Annotated in this window: 16 protein-coding genes and 8 pseudogenes; 12 read left to right on the top strand and 12 right to left on the bottom strand. The window is 46.8% G+C overall.

Features of this window, described 5'->3' with window-relative positions; translation table 11 throughout:
- Window positions 1-86: 86 nt before the first annotated feature.
- From MN084_RS07550 to MN084_RS07545, 3 genes and pseudogenes are all read left to right on the top strand, one after another.
- Entirely contained in the window at window positions 87-332 is a 246-nt protein-coding gene (locus tag MN084_RS07550) for a transposase (protein WP_241087391.1), read from the top strand.
- Window positions 217-468 (top strand): helix-turn-helix domain-containing protein, encoded by a 252-nt coding sequence (locus MN084_RS19505; protein ID WP_445083914.1) that lies wholly within the window; start codon window positions 217-219, stop codon window positions 466-468. The genes MN084_RS07550 and MN084_RS19505 overlap by 116 nt, the downstream gene beginning before the upstream one ends.
- A 63-nt stretch (window positions 469-531) precedes the next feature.
- Window positions 532-939: pseudogene (locus MN084_RS07545) on the top strand (transposase); the annotation flags it as partial.
- A gap of 183 nt (window positions 940-1,122) precedes the next feature.
- Here MN084_RS07545 and MN084_RS07540 read toward each other — a convergent pair.
- The 5 genes and pseudogenes from MN084_RS07540 to MN084_RS19495 all read right to left on the bottom strand — a co-directional run bounded on the left by MN084_RS07540 (window position 1,123) and on the right by MN084_RS19495 (window position 5,024).
- Window positions 1,123-2,281, bottom strand: a pseudogene (locus MN084_RS07540) (Tn3 family transposase).
- 197 nt (window positions 2,282-2,478) lie between these two features.
- The gene (locus tag MN084_RS07535) at window positions 2,479-3,993 is read right to left on the bottom strand and encodes a DUF4158 domain-containing protein (protein WP_330178460.1); all 1,515 of its coding nucleotides are present in this window, start codon (window positions 3,991-3,993) and stop codon (window positions 2,479-2,481) included.
- A 354-nt stretch (window positions 3,994-4,347) separates the two neighbouring features.
- Window positions 4,348-4,497, bottom strand: a pseudogene (locus MN084_RS19500) (IS5/IS1182 family transposase); the annotation flags it as partial.
- A 216-nt stretch (window positions 4,498-4,713) separates the two neighbouring features.
- Window positions 4,714-4,893 (bottom strand): hypothetical protein, encoded by a 180-nt coding sequence (locus MN084_RS07530; protein WP_330178459.1) that lies wholly within the window; start codon window positions 4,891-4,893, stop codon window positions 4,714-4,716.
- Window positions 4,894-4,916: 23 nt separating this feature from the next.
- Window positions 4,917-5,024 (bottom strand): transposase, encoded by a 108-nt coding sequence (locus tag MN084_RS19495; RefSeq protein ID WP_445083913.1) that lies wholly within the window; start codon window positions 5,022-5,024, stop codon window positions 4,917-4,919.
- 586 nt (window positions 5,025-5,610) lie between these two features.
- Here MN084_RS19495 and MN084_RS07525 point away from each other — a divergent pair.
- Window positions 5,611-5,898, top strand: a complete 288-nt coding sequence (locus MN084_RS07525; RefSeq protein WP_330178458.1) for a hypothetical protein — start codon at window positions 5,611-5,613, stop codon at window positions 5,896-5,898.
- 155 nt (window positions 5,899-6,053) lie between these two features.
- Here MN084_RS07525 and MN084_RS07520 read toward each other — a convergent pair.
- The 5 genes and pseudogenes from MN084_RS07520 to MN084_RS07505 form a co-directional block, all read right to left on the bottom strand.
- Window positions 6,054-7,258 (bottom strand): annotated as a pseudogene (locus MN084_RS07520) (IS256 family transposase).
- Between the two features lie 114 nt (window positions 7,259-7,372).
- Window positions 7,373-7,710: pseudogene (locus MN084_RS07515) on the bottom strand (transposase); the annotation flags it as partial.
- 39 nt (window positions 7,711-7,749) lie between these two features.
- Entirely contained in the window at window positions 7,750-7,968 is a 219-nt protein-coding gene (locus MN084_RS19490) for a DUF4372 domain-containing protein (RefSeq protein WP_445083912.1), read from the bottom strand.
- Window positions 7,969-8,336: 368 nt separating this feature from the next.
- A complete protein-coding gene (locus tag MN084_RS07510) occupies window positions 8,337-8,753 on the bottom strand; it encodes a hypothetical protein (RefSeq protein WP_330178457.1) in 417 nt (138 codons plus the stop codon).
- 36 nt (window positions 8,754-8,789) lie between these two features.
- A pseudogene (locus MN084_RS07505) lies at window positions 8,790-9,299 on the bottom strand (transposase); the annotation flags it as partial.
- Between the two features lie 174 nt (window positions 9,300-9,473).
- Here MN084_RS07505 and MN084_RS07500 point away from each other — a divergent pair.
- Both MN084_RS07500 and MN084_RS07495 read left to right on the top strand, forming a co-directional pair.
- A complete protein-coding gene (locus tag MN084_RS07500; protein ID WP_330178456.1) occupies window positions 9,474-10,409 on the top strand; it encodes a hypothetical protein in 936 nt (311 codons plus the stop codon).
- A gap of 33 nt (window positions 10,410-10,442) precedes the next feature.
- A complete protein-coding gene (locus MN084_RS07495; protein WP_330178455.1) occupies window positions 10,443-10,985 on the top strand; it encodes a hypothetical protein in 543 nt (180 codons plus the stop codon).
- Between the two features lie 633 nt (window positions 10,986-11,618).
- Here MN084_RS07495 and MN084_RS07490 read toward each other — a convergent pair.
- Together MN084_RS07490 and MN084_RS07485 are read right to left on the bottom strand one after the other, a co-directional pair.
- A complete protein-coding gene (locus MN084_RS07490; RefSeq protein ID WP_330178454.1) occupies window positions 11,619-12,359 on the bottom strand; it encodes an N-6 DNA methylase in 741 nt (246 codons plus the stop codon).
- A 733-nt stretch (window positions 12,360-13,092) separates the two neighbouring features.
- A complete protein-coding gene (locus MN084_RS07485; protein ID WP_330178453.1) occupies window positions 13,093-13,491 on the bottom strand; it encodes an antirestriction protein in 399 nt (132 codons plus the stop codon).
- 206 nt (window positions 13,492-13,697) lie between these two features.
- Between MN084_RS07485 and MN084_RS07480 the strand changes: the two genes are divergently transcribed.
- From MN084_RS07480 to MN084_RS19485, 6 genes and pseudogenes are all read left to right on the top strand, one after another.
- Entirely contained in the window at window positions 13,698-16,736 is a 3,039-nt protein-coding gene (locus MN084_RS07480; RefSeq protein WP_241086558.1) for a Tn3 family transposase, read from the top strand.
- 70 nt (window positions 16,737-16,806) lie between these two features.
- Complete coding sequence (locus tag MN084_RS07475; protein WP_330178529.1) at window positions 16,807-17,061, top strand: HI0074 family nucleotidyltransferase substrate-binding subunit; 255 nt, start codon at window positions 16,807-16,809, stop codon at window positions 17,059-17,061.
- Between the two features lie 305 nt (window positions 17,062-17,366).
- A pseudogene (locus MN084_RS07470) lies at window positions 17,367-19,585 on the top strand (type I restriction endonuclease subunit R); the annotation flags it as partial.
- 192 nt (window positions 19,586-19,777) lie between these two features.
- Entirely contained in the window at window positions 19,778-20,866 is a 1,089-nt protein-coding gene (gene mnmA / locus MN084_RS07465) for a tRNA 2-thiouridine(34) synthase MnmA (protein ID WP_241086673.1), read from the top strand.
- Between the two features lie 138 nt (window positions 20,867-21,004).
- Window positions 21,005-21,370: pseudogene (locus tag MN084_RS07460) on the top strand (DUF489 family protein); the annotation flags it as partial.
- Between the two features lie 71 nt (window positions 21,371-21,441).
- A complete protein-coding gene (locus MN084_RS19485; protein WP_445083911.1) occupies window positions 21,442-21,567 on the top strand; it encodes a DUF489 family protein in 126 nt (41 codons plus the stop codon).
- Window positions 21,568-21,690: the final 123 nt, after the last annotated feature.

Below are 21,690 nucleotides of genomic sequence, written 5' to 3'. Positions count from 1 at the left end.
GAATATGTAGAAAACACAGGGTTGTTCTAGTTTAATTGATCTGGACACTTGAATAAAAGACAATACCGTTGGTTATTGTAGCGGATATGAATCAAAAACGAGTTTACAAGAGTTACCCTCAAGCCTTTAAAGAAGAAGCGGTTGGATTGGTGACAGATCAAGGTTATTCGGTCGCTGAGGCGGCTAAATTACTGGGTATTCGAGCAAATCAACTCTATGATTGTAAAACAAAGATTGAAGCCTCAAAACAAGACGGTGCGTTATCAGCCGATGAGCGGACGGAGCTTCACCGATTACGCAGAAGGCTTCAGCCTTGTTCGCCAAAGAAATGAAATAAAGCATCAGTTTATTCAGTGTCACTCAGCCCAGTTGCCGGTTAACCGCTTATGCCAAATGGTTGGATTGAGTCGATCAAGCTACTACGCGTGGGTTAAGAGGTATAGTCATTTCTGGTGTATGAGGAATTAAAGCAGTATATCCTGTTGGAAGGAAAAAATCCTAGCCGATCACCAACCAACAAGAGTACGCTACATGAAGAATGATAATATTGTCGGGCTGAATAGGCCAGCGCGAGATGTCCTTTCTGAGCTTTTACATACCGGATCCCAGCAACTATTAGCCCAAGCCATAGAGGCGGAAGTCGCCACCCTGTTAGCACAATACCAAGGGTTGCTGAGAGAATCAGGCTTACAAGGTGTTGTGCGCAATGGGCACCTGCCGGAACGTATGATCCAAACAGGGCTTGGTGATATTGGGGTCAAGGTTCCCAAAGTAAGAGATCGTACCGGGCAAGGCATCAAGTTTAACAGCGGTTTGGTGCCACCGTACTTGAAGCGAGCGAAGACCATTGAAGAGCTGCTGCCCTGGTTGTACTTGAAAGGCATCTCTACAGGCGACTTCAGGGACGCACTGGCAGGTTTGCTTGGCGCTCTTGGGAAAGCGAATATGGGGTTCTGGGGACATTCCGTCCTAAAGTGACACTTATCTCTACAGCCCATACCCCACAAGGCCTACAGAGGTGGCTTAATTTTCATTTTGCACGATTGATTGCATAATTTCATCCAAATCTAGTAGGTTTTGTTCAAAGCTAAAGCTGTAAGTTCCGTTCAAATTGATGTTATGCTAAGCCACTGGCGAAACTTGCTTAATAATTTCCAACTTCTTATCGTCACTTTCCCCCTCAAAATGCTCAAGTAATCGCGTCAGTATCAGCGAATTAAAATAGATAATGGCGTTGGTTAATAGCCTCGCGCATTCATTCCACAAGACAATCTCATCGTCTGATTTTCCCTGGAAACGATTGCCATTCACATGTGCAATAGCACGCCGTAATTGATGATAAGCTTCCCCACGATTCAAGGCTCGCTGTACATAAGTTCTTAAACTGGCATCATCAATATAGTCCAGTAAGTACATGGCCTTGAGCATACGATTATATTCAGTTAAAGCTTTCAGCAAGGGGTGGTTTTGACTATAGCCAGAAAGCTTTCTAACAAGGGTCGCCTGCGTTATCGTCTTCTGCTGTAGTGATATAATAATGCGCTGTATCGTATCCCACTCATCGATAATTAATTCTGTATTAATAGGCTTTTTTAATGAGAGCGTTGCCTTATTGTCTTCTCCCTCATTTACATCAAAAAGATCTGATATCACGGTTCCAAACTGAGCATAGCGCGGCGCAAAGATATAGCCAAACAGGTCCAGCAAAGCAAAGTTAACATGATTAACGCCGTGCGTATCCGTTGACAAAATATCCGGCTTAATCTCCGAGGTATTGTTATGAAGCAGATCCAAAATAAAATGAGATTCATGTTCATTGGAACCAATAATCTGGGCATTCAAGGCTACATGATTGGCAATCAAGTTCATCGATGTTAGTCATTTATTCGTGCCAAAATATTTAGATGAATAGCGAGTTTTAAAAGTCTCTAACCGTGATTCGAATTTTTGCCCGTCAGCACTGGCATGAATGAGTCCTTTTTGGATATTGTAATGCTTGAAGATTGATAATTTCGCTGTCGCATCGTTAATTGCATCATTGCCGAGGTTTAGCGTTTCAGGTCGCAAATAATTGGCCTGTACTGTGCGTAGATGATCTATCAGAGATGCTGGCCATGCCGTGTAGGCCATAATAGGTTCCATTGCCAATGAGAGCCGCCAGTAAATCATTCAAATGATCACTCTGTCCGGACTGTACCTGGCGAACATGCTCAAAGTGCTTTAAAAATCCTGTTTCCTGATGAACGAAGCGTAATACATCGGCAATGTTAATCGGTTTCATACGATCGAAAAAGGGATTGTTTAAAGCCGATTTTGTGCCTGAATACGGCAACCTCCATTGAGTTTTTCCTGAGCGATTACGCAATACCACATTTCGATTGTCGCCCTCATCAATGCGCTGGCCAACCCGTTGCAGCTTATCGTTCATCTTTTTCTCCATCGATTTAACCCGCTGGGCAGGCTCTGTATTCATGCTATCTAGCATGGAACCTTTAAGTAGCTTGTCTTTCTGTGCCCAGGGGATATCTCCAACAAGGTCGCCGTTGGTATAAAGAGTTTCCCACCAAGATTATTTTGAGCTGCTAAATACAGCATCAACTCGTAACGCTCAGAGAGTACGTTGTTATCAATATTGATAACATACAATTGGTGTTTGGCTGGAATCAATCGTCGATCTGACGATGCTAATTCACCAGCACCTAACAACTCTTTTTTCATTCTATTTAATTGTGCAGATAAAGCCTGTGTATTGTCTGATCCTTCAAAGGTCAGGCATAAAAAAATGGGGCGTATTAAGTGCTGAATCAGTTCACGCTGCTTATCATAAAATTCACAGATGTAATCATTTTTCGTGCGTTTTTGTTTCTTCAGATACAAGCACAGTGATTCTATTTCCCGTGCTCCAAGCAAGCCTTGTACCCGTTGTTTTATTTGTCTAAATGACACATGGTCATCAATGGTGTCGTCAATAAAAAAGTATAATAATTCAGCGGCTTTGCTAATATTTATTACCGCGCCATCCCAATCTTTATAGGCCATTTCCTTGGCATACGCTTTAGCTTTTTCACGTAACTCTCGGACATGATAAATAAACCCATCAGCCAAACGTTCAATATTGATTTGTACCCGCTTCTGAAGATAACAAAGTAAATAAAGCTGCTGCGTGACACGGTCGAAGCGTTTAAGCTTGGTTATAGAGTAGTAATCAACCATCGCCGCATAGTGCAGTCGGTTTTGTTGCGATAGTGATAGAGCAGAGGCCACTTGATTAACTTCATCCATCCAGGGCTGAATCAACTTGTTGACGTTCAACTCTTTCTCCAATTCTGGAGCATTAAAACTTTTCGCCGCCTGCTTAAGTTCTTTAACGGTTAGCATACCTTTTCCATCAACTAACTCAGCCAAGTTAGTAGCTAATTCATCTGATATGGTTGTCTTTAATAGATCAGAAAGTCGCTTACGTTCCTGTTTTATTACCTGACTGATAATTCGCTGAAGCACGGTATATTTAGGGATTCCTGTATGATTTCGAGCTAAGTATTCGGTGCAGGCATCAAATAAAAAGCGCGGCTCAATCCAGGATTTAGCAACCTGTTGCAAATAGGTAATGAGAGGTTCCTGATGTTGTTCCACACACCATGTTTTGAATCCCTGAAGGTTTATAATCTTGTCGTAGATACGTGTTTTCTGCTTATTGCTAACACTGAAGCGAGGGACTTTAAATTTAGGGAAATATTCTTCAGCAATAAAGGTGAGATCTGCTTTCAATTCCTTGTAGGCCGGATTGAGCTGAATGGGCTTGATCTTAAAGTAACCCAGCAGAGCAATAGCATAGCATTTATGATTGCGATCCCTGATGGATTTAATAACGTCCTGCGCCAGATCATTCAGAGTAAAACTGATACGTTTTTCTTCCAGTGACAGGCTGGGAACGCCATATAAATCGTTAATTTCTGCTTCGTGGAGTACGGTCAGGCGTTCTTTATAAGGCATAGGCTTCTCGTAAAAGCCGGAATATTACTATAATTGGGATATTGCAGTGATTTCGAAAATTAAGGCACCTCTAGAAGCCTTATGAGGCGTGGGCTGTAGCGATAAGTGTCACTTTAGGACGGAATGTCCCCAGAACCCCGTATTGCTGCTGTCTTAGACGCTTTTGTGCCACCTCAGTAGATGTTGGTACAAAGAATCGCCTTGTGCAGCATCCCCGTATATCCATCGATAGATAGTCGTCCCTGAAGTGTCAGGCCGAGAATCTGGTTCCCTGAACCTTTCAGATCTGATTCTCTGCCTATTATCTGGAATAATCATACGATTTCCCGCTAACCTTATCTAAGCACAATAAAACCAAGCTAACAACTTGGCTAAATTATATCCCGCTGCCGCCAAAGCCATATTAGCTTCATTACCATATTCAGCTTTAAGGTAGTTTCGATTTAGTCTATTGTCTGATTTAAGGTGCCCAATAACCGGCTCGATGGCGGTTCGGTGCTTCATCCATTTTCAGGTTGACCGAGTCGCCCTCTTAGGGAGCCTGCCACAAAGCTTAACGTCAATTTCATTGCCTACGCGGTGCCCAGAATAGCCCTGATGCACAATATGCATTCTTGAGTTCTCTAGTCTGCCTCGCCGAACGCTTCATCTGCTGAGCATGAGAATATCGTCCTTGCATGATCAAGGCGTTCTTTCTACCTTGACATAGCTCTGGCCTCATTATAGTGTCGCTCTTTTGAGCCGCAGACACCAATAGGTCACGTATTTTATGGTAGAGCTTTGCATCTCTGCGGGAAAGGTGATGGCCTTCTCTTGAACGGTGGTGTCCACATTGACGTGCTCTAACTCACGCAAGCTCATTGCTTTAGTATTCAGCGCTAGCTCGATGGTTTGTTTCAACAGTGCGTCAAATTTATACCGACTCAGTTGCGCCAACGAACCAGTCTGGAGGGGTGTAAGGGGAGTTCGTGTTGCAGGTATTGGAATCCACAAAAGTACGGCCAATATGGGTTTTCAACCCAGCGTTTCACAACGCTTTAATCGCTCTGATTAAAGGTGTATTTGAGGTATCGCCAGTAAACGAGTGGGTAACGGAGGACTGGCCAGCACTTTCATTGTAAATGATATTAATGTCAGCCTCAAGTTTTTCCCCGTTCATTTTCTCGGATAACCGCACCAATGGGTGTCAGAGATTTAAGATATGAGAAAGTTTCGAACGGAATAAATTAACATTGTTATCCGGTTTTTGTGGTTTCATGATTGCAAGATATTGATATTGATATTGATATTGAAGGGAGATTTTTCTTGCAAACTAAATAGCTTATTGGGGGAGTCTCTAAAAAACCTCGTAAATCAGCGATAATAGTAACCAACTCAACCAACCATTGATAAAAGCCATGCAACCGAGCTTTTTTGATCATCAAGACCAACTTGAACACCTTGAGCAACAGGGAGACTCGCTGCCAAAGCTGGAAAGGACCGTAGACTAGGAGGTTTTTCGGGCGTTGCTGGGCTCAATTTATAAAAACAGTGGTCCCAGTAAAGGTGGGCGCCCACCTTACGATGCGGTACTGATGTTCAGGTGTTGGTCCTACAGCATTTGTTCAATCTGTCCGGATGATAAAACAGAGCTCCAAATTACGGGATCGCTATAGCTTTTGTCGTTTTCCTGGGCTGAGCCCGGAGGGTAAGGTACCCGATGCCAAAACGGTTTGGGTATATCGTGAGTGCCTGAAAGAACGGGGCCTTGTTGATAAACTCTTTTCAGAGCTGTTGATCCGGATTGATGCAGCGGGCTTCAGTGCTCGCAAGGGACAGATTGTAGATGCCGCTATCGTTCCAGTACCTAGGCAACGTGATACGCGAGAGAAAAATAGGCAAATCCAAAGATGGGGGCAGCCCTGAGCATGGGGTGATAACAAACGCCGCCAGAAGGATGTTGAAGCCCGCTGGGCCATAAAGCATGGCAAAACCCACTATGGGTGCAAAAACTGCATCAGCATAGATTCCGAAGCACAAGGTCATGAGTTATAGTCAAATCTGGTGTTTAGCTAGTTGAATCAAGCGGCAACCTGATCGATTCCTGCTACCTCAACACCCTCTTTAAATTTGATTCCGGTTATCACCTTCGCCAGGTAATCGAAACCCCGTAATCGTCTCCACTTCTTCTCGGCACACAGGCCGAGTTTGAACATCATGTGTACCATGCCGTCACGCGATAGGCAGCCCTTGGAACGCTTGGTTCGATGGCGGATTGTCCCGAAGGTGGATTCAATCGGATTGCTGGTCCGAATGCTCTGCCAGTGCTGCGCAGGAAATTGATAGAAAGCCATCAGTTCCTCTCGGTCTTTGTGCAGACAGATGGCAGCCTGCGGATACTTTGGCTCATACGTTTTGATAAACAGATCAAAGGCCTTTTCCGCATCGGCCTGGGTCTCCGACTGCCAGATGTTATGCAGTGCCTGCTTCGCTTTCGGCTGAGCTGACCTTGGCAGGCAGTTCAGCACGTTCATGGTCTTGTGCATCCAGCAGCGCTGTTGGCGCGTCTCCGGATACACTTCCTCCAGCGCAGCCCGGAATCCCATGGCACCGTCACCGATCGCCAATTTTGGCGGGGTCAGTCCGCGTGACTTCAGTTTCAACAGTACCTCCCGCCAGCTCTGTGTGGACTCCCGTACACCATCCTCAATTGCCAGAAAATGCTTCTCACCACGCTCATTCACGCCGATCACCACCAGGGCACACAGCTTCGTCTGCTCTGCTCTGCTCTCTGTCCGCTGTAGACGTCTGCCCACACATACACCCAATGGCCCTTATCCAGGCGCTCCTCGCACCCGCTCCGATATTCTTCTGCCGAGACCTGCTTCAGATGCGATACCCTGCCGGCCGACAAGCCTGTTGCATCCGGAACCACCAGCACTTTCAGGGCTTCACCCATCTCCCCACTGGAAATCCCCTTCAGGTAGAGCCACGCCAGCGCCGCTTCCAGTGACTTCGTCTTGCGTACATACGGCGGCACCAGAGCTGATCGGAACGTTACCGGCCCCAATCCTGTCTGCAGTTTACGAGCTGGCAGGTGACCATTACGCACCACACCCGTCTTGCCATCCTCTGTCCGTCGCTCGACGTGCTCCGCCAACAGCTCCAGCAGCTCGGCCTCCACCACCTGGTAGATCAACTGCTCTGCACCGCTTCTCGGCAACTCTGTCAGCGGATCGATAATCGTATCTCGACCTGCCAGCTTAACAACGTTATTCTTACTCATGGTGGCGTATCTCCAATGGTTGTTTTGATGTCTCGCAACAACAAATCAACCAGATACCCCGCTTTTTTTCAATTCCTTTCAAACAACACTTTACAGTTATAACTCCTAGGTCTCACAGGGCAACCGAATACTCACTGCCTTGTCCAATACCGCTTGTTGTGCCAGATTACGTCGCTGCCGAGACCTTACCACTTTTTTTGAAGAGCCTCCTCGCGCAGCTCAGATTTGATGCGTTCCTCGGCATATATTTTCTTGAGTTGCCGGTTTTCGGCTTCAAGCTCTTTTAAACGAGACATCATGGACGCATCCATGCTTCCATACTTACTGCGCCATTTGTAAAATGTCGCACTGCTCATGCCGTATTCACGGCACAGCTCAGGCACAGGGCTACCAGTCCCCGTCTGCTTTAATATAGCCATTATTTGGCTATCGCTATATCTCGATATTTTCATGAAGAATCTCCTTAAAATCATTATCAGAAAATTCTACTTTTAACCCCACCGGTTTTTAGGGGGGATTACCGAACAGCGTTCGTATAACTTCCCAAAGAGCTCTTCATAAAAACCGGAAGAAAGATTTTGATTGGCTCGACTCAGGGTTGTTCGCTTGATTGACCCGCTTCCCAAGTGATACGTCAAATGCTTTTGGCTTGCCAGGGCGGATTCAATATCAGGGAGACTGGCGCGTCCGGTTAGTTGGGCTGTGGCCACTGAAAACTCATGTCTAGGGAGCAGTTTTAGGATGTGAGAGAACACAGTGTTATGATGAGGCAAGGCTTGAATCCTCTTGTTATTACAGTGTTTCTTCGCACCTTCATTGCAACAACTTATTGAGATTTAAGCCTTTTTATTGCCTGCAAAGTGGGGCAGCAGTGACTGCTACGTCGTTACCTTTCCCAAAGGAAGCGATCGGCGAAAAGTCATTGATCTAATGCTTGCAACTGTGGTGGAAAAGCTCAACAATCGACCTCGGGAATGCCTCAATTATCAGGTGCTCAACGAGGTCTCTCTGAGAGGTCTCTCTGAAGAGTACAGGTGCACTTGCAACTTGAATCCACCAAACATTATCCTGGAGTTAGTTACAGGCCGACTTGAACACCGTGCTGGGAAAGCCAGTTTTTATCCAATTCCCATACGACCCTGTTTACGGATGCAGACTCTATTACGATTTTCTGAGCGCGTTTCTGTACATCCGCCAGTTCATCCTGGGCCTTCATCAGATCCGGGTCGTCCTGAGACCGGTTTGCCAAGTAAGGGTTGAGTAGTCCGAGCACACGATAGACGGGGAAAGCCGCTGAACGGGGTGAACTCATTGTGGCGATCCCATTACTCACTCTTAATACCCGAAATTGATAGAGATAGCTGGCTATCGCTTTATCCTCTTCTAGAAGGTCGTTAAGATCTGATACATCTGGGTTTTCATAGAGTGCATAGGCAATAAACAGTAAAATGATACTGCCCAAAATAATGCTGTAGTTTCGTGTAAATCTATCCATCAAGAGCCTGTAAAGTTTTCTGTGTAACAGCCAAGGTTAAATATATACCGCTAAGCGTTCTACAAACTCAATCATAAATCTATCCAGTGCTGGTTTCCAATGACGGATCGGCATTGTCCACTTTTTCGATGGGGCCTGGATTGCTAGGTGGATTACCTTCTTCGCAGAGTCATCGGTTGGAAACAACTTCCGCTTTTTGATCGCTTTGCGAATGACGCTGTTCAGCGACTCAATGGCGTTGGTCGTGTAGATCACTTTTCGTTTGTCCTCCGGGTAGTTGAGCAGCGTGTTGAAATTCTGCCAATGGGTGCTCCAGGAGTGGCTGATCTGGGGGTATTTATCGTCCTATCGGTCAGAGAATTTATCCAGCGCCGGTAAGGCTCTTTCCCCGGTGATGGACTGGCAACTCTTTTTCAAATGAGCCGCCACAGGCTTGTGGTCTTTCCAGGGCACCTGCTTCATCGAGTTCCGTAGCATATGCACAATACACAGATGGATATTCGGAAAAGCCGTGTTGATTGCATCAGGAAAGCCCTTTAGGCTATCAAAATATCCTTCACACCGCGATACAGATTGTATTAGCTCAGACCCAATCAGAATTGTTTTCAGCCCCTTCATCGCATTAAGGCATAAATACGCTAACTAGTACTTTACGTAAATAGTATATAAGCGTATTATCTTACACATACGCAACAGTAGAAGCTATGTGGAAGACATACTATGGAATTCAGACACCCGATTGCAGCAGCAGAGACAAATGCAAGCTACCGTGAATATTTGACGAAAGGATTAAATGACCCGGAAGGTGGGTATGCCACATTTGAAGAGGTTGTGGCCAGATTGGGAAACGCTGTTAAAAATTACCCCGACTGGCATCCGATATTGACAACACCTCCAAACAAGAGCGGTCGTAATTTTGTTTCAATTGGAGAATTGGACACCTATAAGGGCATCGATCACACGGTTTTTTTTGTGCGTGGGTTTGTAACCTGCCCCTACTCGGAAAAGGTAGCCAACAAACTTGTCGATTCAGTCAATAAAATCACATGGCTTCACGCTGATCGCTTGGAGGCTCCTTTATATAGCGACTCTGCATTTCCTGTATTAGTTGAAGCTGTAGAAGTTGAGCTTGAGGCAGATGGGACTATTCGCAGCCGCGATGCCTTAATTTGGCATACAGAAGAAATGCTCAAATTTGCCCACGATGCTCAAGTCGCGGAAACTTGGTGGAATTTGAGAACAAATATTCTTGGTAGTCCCCATGGGTCACGCTCATCTTTATTGGTGAATCAGCATACAGGCGGGCACATGCGCAAAATAGTAGAGACACTAAACAATAGTGGAATGTATGGGCCAGTTAAAGAGTGGTCATTAGACATGCTTTCAGAAAAGAAAAGAAAAACCATTAGTGAGACCCTTGTTAGAACGGCAGTTGACAACTGGAAAAAGGGAAAGGATAAGTTTGAATTTGAATTAAGGGACGAGATTTGCAAAGCTGAAGTACGTGATACTTGGGATGATGGATATGAACTATCCGTTAGGGTGACGATTGGAGACTTAGATTTGAGCGCTAATGGATTCTACTACCCAGAAAAGGACAAGCTTCAAACGCTCGACCCGAATGGTAAGCGAAAATTGGCAGAAAAGTTTCTCTGATAGTATTTCTCTCAAATTGGAGAACCAATCCCCGTGATGAACTGGACGCCGTTTACCTATCAAGGCAATGAGTATGATCTATCACACCTACACCCTTTCGAGTGGGAGTGTATTCAGCCTGCTCAAGGGGATAAGCCTGAGCGAAAATATACCTTTGACGTGACTTTTAGCTTACACACCTTCACCAAAGGCATAGACCAAGGCACAAACGTTAACCCGGCGCTGCACTATCGGGATTCAAGAGAGACACGTGAATTCGACTTTGATCGCTATGCGCTGTCGAAGCAGCTACCAGGAATTGTTAACAGTCTCGGACAACGTAAATGCCACCATACCCAACACGGTAATTACTTCACTGTAGATTTAATTGGCACCGGTAATCAGAAACAAAGCTATGAGGTCTATTTCGCGGTATCTCGATCAGGGAAAAATAGGGGTCGGATGAACCTGTCCATCCAAACAGCGTTCGAGCGTACCCGTCAGCATGGGTCTAAACCGAAAAGAAAAAAGCCTATCCGCTTTCATGTAGTTGCCTACAACACGCTGCACAAAAAACCAATAAAAGCCCCAAAATAAAAAAGCCCACCTTACGGTGAGCTTTTCCTTAATCGGGCCTCTTGGGTATTTCTGCACTTGGGCGGAAACCGGTTTCCCGGCGGGGTAGTCGCATCGCCGAAGCGATCCCGTTCATACAACTGTGTTAATAATGTTACCGGGTAACGCGTTACCCTGTCAAGTTGGTACCCCGAAAAGCCTTTAAGTAGGGGCCTACATTACCCCCTCCCCCACCACGGCAAGTGTTTTCTGCACCCCTTTCTCACAAGAATAAGGTTCTTAAGTGGTATATGTTACTCATCTAGGCCCTAAAACAAGCGTTTCTACGTGGAATCCGGCGAAGTTAGCACGGCTATCCCTCTAAGAAATGACGTAAATAACGATTTTCGGCCAATTTCTTTAGCAGCCGTTTACGATTCACCCAAAAAACCACGGCTACGGGCACTACAGGCAATAGTAACTTGATTGTTTCTGTATCGATCTGAATTAAAACCTGCATATTATTGATGCCTCTATTTGTCAGTCAATACTAATAAGACTGCCCTTTGAAAAGCATTCCGCATCAAAATAGTGCCTTTGTCATTACTTAACTGCACAAATAGAAACATTTTCTAGCCAACGCGCAATACAACTGCTTGTTGGGCATGAATCTAGCTAAAAAAGCTGCATTTGGTCTAGCTGTGACAGGCTACTTGTTACCGGATTGGCCACTGCTTCGGCTACTGCTTTCTTTACCTGCGGGCTGTCTGCCTCGTGGATCTCCTCTGGTAGATCTCTACGTGAATAATGGCAAACAGTAGACCATTGGGTTGGGTCGCCCAAGGTATTGCCGTGATATGAAATCAATTCACCCAACTCTATCCGATTCACAAGGAGGCTAGAAAGGACTTGGCAAGGAAATAGGCGGCAACACATACGATCCAAATCTATTCCTGTAACTGAGATCCACTTAATGGCCTCTGGCCCCTGGCGTTCCAATATTTCAGCCAAAAAAGCCAGCACCATTCCCCCCGCTCCTACGGCAGGCTCTTGCATTCTAATGAGGCGTTTCCTCTCTGCAAGATGATCAAAATCACTGCCTATGGTCATTCTAGCTAGCAAACGACAAACAGACTCTGGTGTAAAAAACTGGCCCATCCCTGACCGTTGATAATTACTGCCCATATCCATGTAAACCGTACTTAGCAAATCAGTAAAGGGTTCTGCTTTTAGAACCTCCTGGGCATACATTCCAGTTAGATTAAATAGCACCTCTCTAACCGGCTCGGCTGGTATCTCCGTCAGTTTAATACCAAAACCGGCCAATACATCATCTATCATCAAGCTAAACCATTGATCAGCTCTTAGCCCTTTCTGATTGTGAAGTGAAATCAATTCCTTGGTAAGTCGGTTCATTTCTAACCCCTGATTTTGTTGTTTTGAATGTTGAGCGTCATGCGCTCCTGCAACACTGGCGAAGTGTGGGGGTAGAGAGTGAAAGGGAGGGGAATCACCCAGCCTGCACAAAAGAGCGCAGCGAAAGCGGAAGGTTGGGGATACCCTTTTGCGAGCGGGGGGCAAACAGCCCCTTATCAAATCACTTCAAGCGGAGCGCGGAGCGACAAAGGAGCGAAGGCATTAGTGAGATGTAGGGCTTGTCCCGCAGGGATGCAGCGGAGCGAAACCCAGAATGGAACGGCCCGCAGGGAAATGCACAGCATTAAAGCCTACGGATCTCGTCGGGTCAGAACGCAAAAAAGGATCGCTAGAAACAGAAAAGAAAGCGACAGGCGAAGGTGAAAGGGTAGAGCGAAAAAAGCATCGATCAAATCAAACATAAGAATCTCCGGGGAAATAATGATGGTAACCGGAATGTGGAAGAGTGAATGTTGGCTGAGGGTACGAATCCTCTAACACCAATGGACAACCGAACAAGCGGAAAAAAAAGAGAAGGCATCTGTATAAAAAGAAGACAACCGGGGGAGAGGTAGGTGCAGGCTGGTATCGAAGGAAATATAGACAGGGTTATGCACCAAAAATGGGGATAACTTTAGAAAGAGGGAAGCGATATACTAAGCAGGCATATCGAGTATCCTAATCGTCCTCGATGTGTCGCCCTGGTCATGTTGGCGCATGACCAGGGCACCCCCTAAAAAGAAGTGGCTCTATTAATAAGAGAGGCTTCAGCTAAAGGGAAGTAAAACTCCCGCAGCCGGTCACGCTGCGTTTGGTAAAGAAGATCACCAGTAGCGAAACCCAAACGACCGTAGGCTTCCATACTGGCGATAATACCCGCCGCTTCAGCACTCAAAGAAGCCTTAAGAAAGCAATCCACTCTGACCAGTTGAAGCAGAATAGTTGCGTCTGGGGCCATAAAAAAACCGCCATTAGACAACTTATAGTAGACCCACCGGCCAAAGCTATAGGCGGGGCAAAACTCCTCAACCACACCCATAATAGTTAGCCGCGATAGATTGGCCCGATCAGCAAATATATCTTTAAACAAAGCATCACTAAAATTTTCACTTATCACTTCCGAAGTAACCATGCGCTATCCTTTTCAATCGTCACGAAAGCCTAGTGTTTCGTTGGCGCTCCACACAAGGCGTTTAAGGGGTCCTAGGGATTTTCCCTCGTAAACGGACATAAACGGCTAGATCCCTTTCCCCGCCTACGTTTCCCGAGAGGGGTACTTTTCGATTTCCGAACATTTTAGGGTAATTTGGCTAGAATCGTGGCCTTTAGGTAACGATTATGACCACAGAGAAACGACTCAAGATCCTCACCGAAGCGGAAATTGTTGACTTGTTCGGCCCGCCAGCACTCAATCAAAACGATCAACGATTCTTCTTCACACTCAATGATATCGAATTGGCCCAGTGCCAGAAGATTCGCAGGCGTGATCAACGCTGCATGTTCGTTGTGTTGCTCGGCTACTTTAAAGTGAAGCCCATTTCTTTGAGTCCCGGCTACCACCAGATCAAGCATGATATTAAATATGTCTGCTCAGAAGTGTTTCCCGGTTCCGGTCTGAGTCCCTTCAATCTAACTCAAAAAACTCGTGTGCGTATCTATCATCGCATATACGAATTAACAAACCATCAACGCTGGGAGAACGAACGGCACAGCGCCGCGCTGACAATAGACCTTCGCGAACACGCACAAGCATGGGCTCAACCGCGAGCGTTGTTTGACAGGGCTATTGAATACTTAGCGGCACAAAAAATTAGCATTCCTGGGTACTCAGTTTTGCAAGACTTGATCAGTGATGTCGTCAGTGCTACCAACGATCAACTCATTCGCCAACTCGAAGACCTCATCTCTGTTGACTTGACTTCTATGTTGTCTGACTTTGTCGAAGGCAATGACCCACTGACTCTACGGCGGTTAAGAATGGCGGCTAAGAACATTACAAGGAGTGAGTTGCAAAAAGAACTCGCCGTACATCAGCACATTCAATCTTGGATGCTAGAAGTCGATGAGGTTTTAAGTCAGCTATCAATATCGTTGAAGAATCAGCAGTACTTTGCTGAAAGAGTGACTTACTATGGTGCCAAACTAAAACGCCAACCTGTTGGTTATCAACGCCTCTACTTGTTGTGCTATTTGCAATCGCGTTGGCAACAGGCACTGGAACGAATAGCCGATGGCTTTGTTCATCATCTTTTTCAAAGAAAACAGAAAGCCAAAATATACGCGAGAGAATCTGTTTATCAAGACTGGCAACGAGCTGCGAGTAACGTCAGTAAAGCGGCGCAAGTGTTGCGTCTTTTTATCGACGACAGAGTAGATCAACAACAACCGTTTGGGGCGTTACGGCAGCATGCTTTTAAACTTCTAGCGGCGAAAGATCTGGAATCCGTTTGCCTGTTTTTGAATGATCAAAAGCGATCGGTTGAAGAGGCCACGTGGCAGTACTTCGATCACCGGGTGAGCTTACGAGAAGGCTTACTTCGTGATCTATTCCTGTGCTTGCACTTTGAAGGCGGTGAAAAAACACAGCGCCTGGCAGCTACACTGCATCGTGCGCAGCGTGATCTTATCGCCGATGGTGAAATCTCAATCGGCGCAATGGATAGCCGCTTGCCTACCAAGAAGCAATTGTCGTTCATGCAAGACTCGAGCGGCGTGATGAATAAAGGTCGGTACGAATGGTTCCTTTACTTGCAAATCCCCAATCGGTTGAATGGCCAGCTCACACTGCCAAATGTGTTTAAATACAGGGCTTTGGAGGCTGATCTAGTCAATCGTGAGCGATGGACAGAAGAAAAAGACGCGCTATTAGAGCGCACCCAGTTGCCTAAATTAGCCGCCAATCCCAACAAACTCATTGACCAAATGGCCAAAAACCTGGGTGTTAGATTACAAGAAGTGAGTCACTATCTAGAACACGATGACAACCGAAATATTATCCTGAGAAACCCCAAAGGAAAGCGCCATTGGCGCTTACCCACGGCCAACAAAAAGTACTTGGTCAATAATCCGTTCTTCCAGCAACTACCCACGACTGGCGTTGCCGATGTGTTGCGAATGGTCGATCGCGACACAGGCTTCCTTGATGACTTTAAGCATGTACTGGGTGCACAGTCGAAGAGCCGAGCACACGAGTATGACCTGTTGGCTATCTTGGTGGGCAACGCGACCAACCAAGGCATTTATGGTATCGCTCAAATATCCGATCGCACTTACGATCAGCTCAGCACCATTCAGGCGAACTATCTGAGGTTAGAAACACTGAACGCAGCCAACGATCGCATCAACAACGCAACGGCTAAGCTTCCGATCTTCAAGCACTACAATATCCAAGAAGATGTTATCCACGCCAGTGCTGATGGTCAGAAGTTCGAATCCCGGCGTGAGACATTTAAAACACGTTACTCGTCAAAATACTTTGGCACGCAAAAAGGCGTGTCGGCCATGAGCTTGATCGCCAATCATGCGGCCATCAATGCTCGTGTGATCGGTGCTAACGAGCACGAGTCCCACTACATCTTCGATCTACTGATGAACAATAGTTCCGAGATCGTGCCAGACGTACTGTCTACCGATACGCACGGAGTCAATCACATCAACTTCGCATTGCTAGATCTCTTTGGGTACAGCTTTGCTCCACGCTATGCTCAGGTGGGTCGTGTCATCAATGAGATGTTCGATGTCAAAGAAGACAAGGATAAGAAAATCCAATTGAGTCTGAAAAAGCCCATCAACACCAAGCTCATCGCGGCTCACTGGGATACTATACAACGGATCATGATCTCACTTTATGAACGCAAAACAACGCAAGCGACATTGGTTAGAAAGCTCTCAGGTTACAAAAGCAGCCACCCGTTACTCGGGGCACTAACGGAATACAATCGTATGGTGAAAGCGAATTATTTACTCAACTACATCGATGACGTCAGTCTGCGCGACTACGTTCAGCGAGCACTCAATCGAGGCGAGGCTTACCACCAACTGCGTCGTGCAATCAGCAACGTCAATGGTGATCAGTTCCGCGGCAGCTCGGATGAGGAGATCCAACTGTGGAACGAATGTGCTCGCCTGGTTACCAACGCTATAATCTACTTTAACTCGGCCATACTCAGTCAGTTGCTGACTAGCTTTGAATATCAGAAGGATGATGAAAAAATCCAGATCGTCAAACAAGCCTCCCCAGTTGCCTGGTACAACATCAACCTGAAAGGCACCTACAACTTCCAAATGAGTGGGAAATTGCCGGATCTGGACGAATTAATGAGCTCAATCGACGGTTATAAGCCTGTTCAGGAAAAGTACCCACATCCGGAAACGTAAGCAGGGCATGGGATCTAGCCGTTTATGTCCGTTTACGAGGGAAAATCCCTAGGACCCCCAAAAGGACTTTCTGGAGGCGAGTGGTTATACCGACCTGTTTGGCTCTAAAAACGTTGCCCATAAAGCCTTTAAAGTGGGGCTGGTGGAGAAGGGTGACGTCTGGATGCAGATGGTGGAGAGCCGAAATAAATCCTCCCATACCTATAACAAAGAGACCACCGATGAGATTGTGAATGCCATAATCGATGACTATTTTGCGGCCTTTCGTGCGTTGAATGAAAAGCTCAATGGGCTGGCAGAGAAGAGCCGGAGCGAACAGGGATAGCGCGCTAATGATTGAGCCGAAAAACAGGAAGGAAGAGACCTGGGGGCTGCCCAACGAAACCATTGCGTTGGTTCAGCAGGTATTCTACTATTGATCTGACGATAAAGACGCTCACCTCCCCTGATACAAAACTACTGTTTGATGTTATCGGGGCCTTGGATGCGCTTGATCTGGCTTATGGTTTTGATGTTTCACTTTTTAACCATATTGAAAATAAGAATCTGCTTGAGCACATTCAGCGGGTGGGTGTCGAGTTCTATAACAAGGCAGCATTTGAAGCTAGGCAACAGCGTAAAAACAGCCGATTGGACTATGCAGAAGTCTCCACGCAGTCCGAAGCGCAACTGGAAGCGAGTCTGGTTCAACGCCTGACAGGGTTAGGTTATGAGCGAGTCAAGATCACCGATGCCGACCAGTCACGCGCTAACTTAAAAAAAACAGCTGGAGATTCATAACAGCGTCAAACTGACTAATCAGGAGTTTGCCAGGGTGTTAAACCATCTTGGCCGGGGTAACGTGTTTGAGCGCGCCAAAACCCTGCGTGACCGTTTCCAGTTTACCCGTGATGATGGCAGTAACTGTTACCTGCAATTTTTAAATACCGAGCACTGGTGTCGGAACCAGTATCAGGTCACCCATCAGGTGACCATCGAGGGCAAGTACAAAAATCGTTACGACGTGACCCTACTGGTAAATGGCTTCCCCCTGGTGCAGATCGAGCTGAAGCGCCGGGGCATGGAGCTGAAAGAGGCGTTTAACCAGATCAACCGTTATCAGCGCCACTCCTTCTGGGCCGAGAGCGGGCTGTTTCAATATGTGCAGCTGTTTGTCATCTCCAATGGGGTGAATACCCGCTACTACGCCAATAACCGCAAGCAGGAGTTTAAACAGACCTTCTACTGGGCGGATGCGGAGAACAGCCTTATTACCCAACTGGACGATTTTGCCGATAAGTTTCTGGAGAAATGCCATCTCTCAAAGATGATCTGCAAATACATTGTGCTGCACGAGTCCGACAAAATATTGATGGTGTTGCGCCCCTATCAATACTACGCGGTAGAGGCGATTGTCGAACGGGTCAAATCGGCCAACGGTCGGCTGGACCCTGAGGGTAAGCCGATAAACGGCTATATCTGGCACACCACCGGCTCGGGGAAAACCCTCACCAGCTTCAAGGCTGCGCAAATTCTCACCCGGCTGCCCAAAGTACACAAGGTGGTGTTTGTGGTGGACAGGGCTGATCTCGATTATCAAACCTCCCGTGAGTTTAACTTCTTCAGCGAAGGCTCTGTGGATGGCACGGATAACACCACGGCGCTGGTGAAACAGATGGCGGGGGAGAACTCTCTCATTATCACCACCATTCAGAAACTCAACGCGGCGATAAAAAAACCAAAACACCGCAAGCAGATGGATGGCCTGAAAGAGCGACGCATGGTCTTTATCTTTGACGAGTGTCACCGTTCGCAGTTTGGCGATACCCATAAAAACATCGTCGCCTTCTTCAGTAATGTTCAACTGTTTGGCTTTGCCGGTACACCTAGTTTTCAAAGATAATTCCATCGGTAATGCGTACGGCAAACGCACCACCAAAGACCTGTTTGGCGAGTGCCTGCATCGATATGTCGTCACCAACGCCATTGCTGACGATAATGTACTCAAGTTCTCAATAGAGTACTGGGGCCGGCTGAAGCGCAAAGACGGTAGCCTTGTCGATGAGCAGGTGCCTGCCATCAACGTGAAGGAGTTCTTTGAAAACCCCAAGCGTATCGACGGCATTGTTGATTGGGTGGTTGCTCACCACAATCGAAAAACCCACAACAGACAGTTCTCGGCCATGATGTGCGTAGGCAATGTCGAGACGCTGATAAAATATTATGAGAGCTTCCAACGGAAAAAAATAGCAGGCAACCATAACTTGCGGATGGTTACTATTTTTACCTACGGCACCAATGAAGAGGACGCCGATGCCAATGGCCTGATCGGAGATCCCGATTTTGATATTAAAAAGGGTGACATCAAGAATAAGCACAGCCGTGAAAAGCTGGAAGCGTGTGTAGCAGACTACAACGCAATGTACCAAACCAAACACTCGGTTAAAGACAGCAGGGCCTTTTATACTTACTACAAAGATATCGCCAAGCGCATGAAAGAGCGGGATAAAGAGAGTTTTAAAGATAAAGACCGTGCCGATATTCTCTTAGTTGTAAACATGTTTCTCACTGGCTTCGATGCGAAAAAACTCAATACCCTCTATGTGGATAAAAACCTCAAATACCACGGCCTGATACAAGCCTATTCCCGTACCAACCGTATATTGGGCGAGCTGAAGTCTCAGGGCAATATTGTCTGTTTTCGCAATCTCAAGAAAAACACCGATCAAGCGATTGCACTTTTCTCAGACACGGGAGCCCAGGAAAGCATACTGATTGAACCCTACGATAACTATGTGGAGCTGTTTAATGCCGGTGTGCTGGAGCTGCGTCTGATAGCCAGAACACCTGAAGCGGTTAACCGGTTAATCATGGCAGTGAATACAAGTGTGCCTTCGATCTGGTGACGCGTTTTGAGACATCCTAATCCCCAACAGCCTGTTATTGCTCCGGCCGCCCTGCGTACGCCATCGACTCCTGGGTCCTGAAAAATGGAGAACCACCTGCCATCCAACTTCTGGAGTCCTAGGTGGCAGACGAGAGTTTCAGATAGAATTACCCCAATGACCAAGAAGCAGAAAATCATTGTCGGCCTTTCCGGCGGAGTGGACTCATCCGTCGCCGCGCTTCTTTTGCTGGAACAGCAATATCAGGTCGAAGCCCTGTTCATGAAGAACTGGGAGGAGGATGACACGGCTGAATACTGCTCTGCCGCTGAAGACCTGGCAGACGCTGAGGCCGTGGCAAGACAGCTTTCAATACCGCTCCATACTAGCAATTTCTCCTCTGAATACTGGGATAATGTATTTCAATACTTTCTCAAAGAGTACCAGGCCGGACGGACACCAAACCCCGATGTTCTCTGCAACCGGGAGATAAAATTCAAGGCATTTCTCAACCATGCCCTGGATCTTGGTGCAGATGGGATAGCAACCGGACACTATGCAAGCACCCTCGTCAAAGAAGATGGTATTTACATGTGCCGGGCAAAAGATGAAAACAAGGACCAGACCTATTTTCTCTACATGCTCGGCCAACCCCAGCTCGAGCACAGCCAGTTTCCGCTGGGTCACCTGATTAAAAGTGAAGTGCGTCAACTGGCGGAGGAAGCAGGATTCCCAAACCATAGAAAAAAAGACAGCACGGGCATCTGCTTTATTGGAGAGCGGAAATTTCGTGATTTTCTCAGCCAGTACCTGCCCACTAACCCGGGACAGATGATGACCCCCGAAGGAGAGACGGTGGGAGAACACCAGGGGCTGATGTACTATACTCTCGGCCAGCGCAAGGGCCTGGGTATCGGTGGTCGCTCAGATGCGGATGCAGAACCCTGGTTTGTGGTAGAAAAAGATATCATCAATAATATACTGATCGTCGCACAGGGACATAGTCATCCACTCCTGCTAAAACAGAAGCTTATCGCATCCCAGCTTCACTGGGTCTCAGGAAAGGCCCCCCAGGCCCCGCTTGCATGCCAAGCACGAATCCGTCACCGCCAACCGTTACAGATGTGTGAGATCGAGCAGATTGGAAATGACCACTGCCGGGTTGTTTTCGAAGAGAAGCAGCGTGCAGTGGCCCCAGGCCAATCCATTGTTTTCTATTTTGATGAGGTTTGTCTTGGTGGAGGCGTGATCGATCGGGCATTTTGAATAGCATATGAAAATGGGATGCAGAAGGCCCCGGCAGATCCAGAGGACAGAGAGGAATAAATGGCAATTCAACTTTCAGATGCCGCATCCATAGATTATGGTTGAATATTCGAACCTCAAGCATAAGTATGTAGATCAATGAAAACAGACAGAGACCGATGTATCGCCATTGCCGGCGTGTTTCAGGCGGCAGAACTCGCCTCCCAGATTGCTCACCGGGGAATGGCGGACAGTTTGGCAGTGGAGACCAGCATCCATAGCCTTTTTCAGACAGATGCCGATACAGTCAGCGAAGTCTATGGCGGGATATTGGGGATTGCCACCGGTCTCAATGCCATGGCTGCCAGATTAGAGGGAGGGGATCTGAAAGAGGTAAACACCATCCGCTATGTGGTTGCCCTGCTCAACCTGGAGCGCAAACTATCTAAAAAAAGAGAGATGCTAAAACAAGTTAGTAAAGGCATCAGTCTGGCAACCGAACGCCTCTCACACTTTAATCTGCCCCATTCCAATATCATTGCTCAGCTAGCTGATATCTACGCTTCAACCGTCAGCACATTTGCAAAACCCCGAAAATGCCAACCGCATCCGCGCTCTTGTTACTGGCAGGCATGCGCTCAGCCATGTTGTGGCGACAATGTGGCGGAGGCCGTTTCCAGATCCTTTTTGCTCGAAAGCATCTGTTAAAAGAGATTCAATAACTGACACAAATTACACCTCGGTAAATCGTTCAACTGTGATAACAGTGCCTATGCTACAATTGTCTGCATCTGGGAACCTGATCCGATGATAAATGAACGCTCTGAGACTTTCTCAAACAACGG

This window comes from Candidatus Vondammii sp. HM_W22, assembly GCF_022530855.2.
Lineage (GTDB): Bacteria > Pseudomonadota > Gammaproteobacteria > Chromatiales > Chromatiaceae > Vondammii.
Note: the sequence above shows the minus strand (reverse complement) of the source record. Positions and strands in the feature narration are given on the sequence as shown.

Bases quoted from the DNA above. Each gene is read 5' to 3' on its own strand.
- MN084_RS07550 (WP_241087391.1), top strand. From the start codon at position 87: ATGAATCAAAAACGAGTTTACAAGAGTTACCCTCAAGCCTTTAAAGAA.
- MN084_RS19505 (WP_445083914.1), top strand. From the start codon at position 217: ATGATTGTAAAACAAAGATTGAAGCCTCAAAACAAGACGGTGCGTTAT.
- MN084_RS07535 (WP_330178460.1), bottom strand. From the start codon at position 3,993: ATGCCTTATAAAGAACGCCTGACCGTACTCCACGAAGCAGAAATTAAC.
- MN084_RS07525 (WP_330178458.1), top strand. From the start codon at position 5,611: ATGATAAAACAGAGCTCCAAATTACGGGATCGCTATAGCTTTTGTCGT.
- MN084_RS07510 (WP_330178457.1), bottom strand. From the start codon at position 8,753: ATGGATAGATTTACACGAAACTACAGCATTATTTTGGGCAGTATCATT.
- MN084_RS07500 (WP_330178456.1), top strand. From the start codon at position 9,474: ATGGAATTCAGACACCCGATTGCAGCAGCAGAGACAAATGCAAGCTAC.
- MN084_RS07490 (WP_330178454.1), bottom strand. From the start codon at position 12,359: ATGAACCGACTTACCAAGGAATTGATTTCACTTCACAATCAGAAAGGG.
- MN084_RS07485 (WP_330178453.1), bottom strand. From the start codon at position 13,491: ATGGTTACTTCGGAAGTGATAAGTGAAAATTTTAGTGATGCTTTGTTT.
- MN084_RS07480 (WP_241086558.1), top strand. From the start codon at position 13,698: ATGACCACAGAGAAACGACTCAAGATCCTCACCGAAGCGGAAATTGTT.
- mnmA (WP_241086673.1), top strand. From the start codon at position 19,778: ATGACCAAGAAGCAGAAAATCATTGTCGGCCTTTCCGGCGGAGTGGAC.
- MN084_RS19485 (WP_445083911.1), top strand. From the start codon at position 21,442: ATGCCAACCGCATCCGCGCTCTTGTTACTGGCAGGCATGCGCTCAGCC.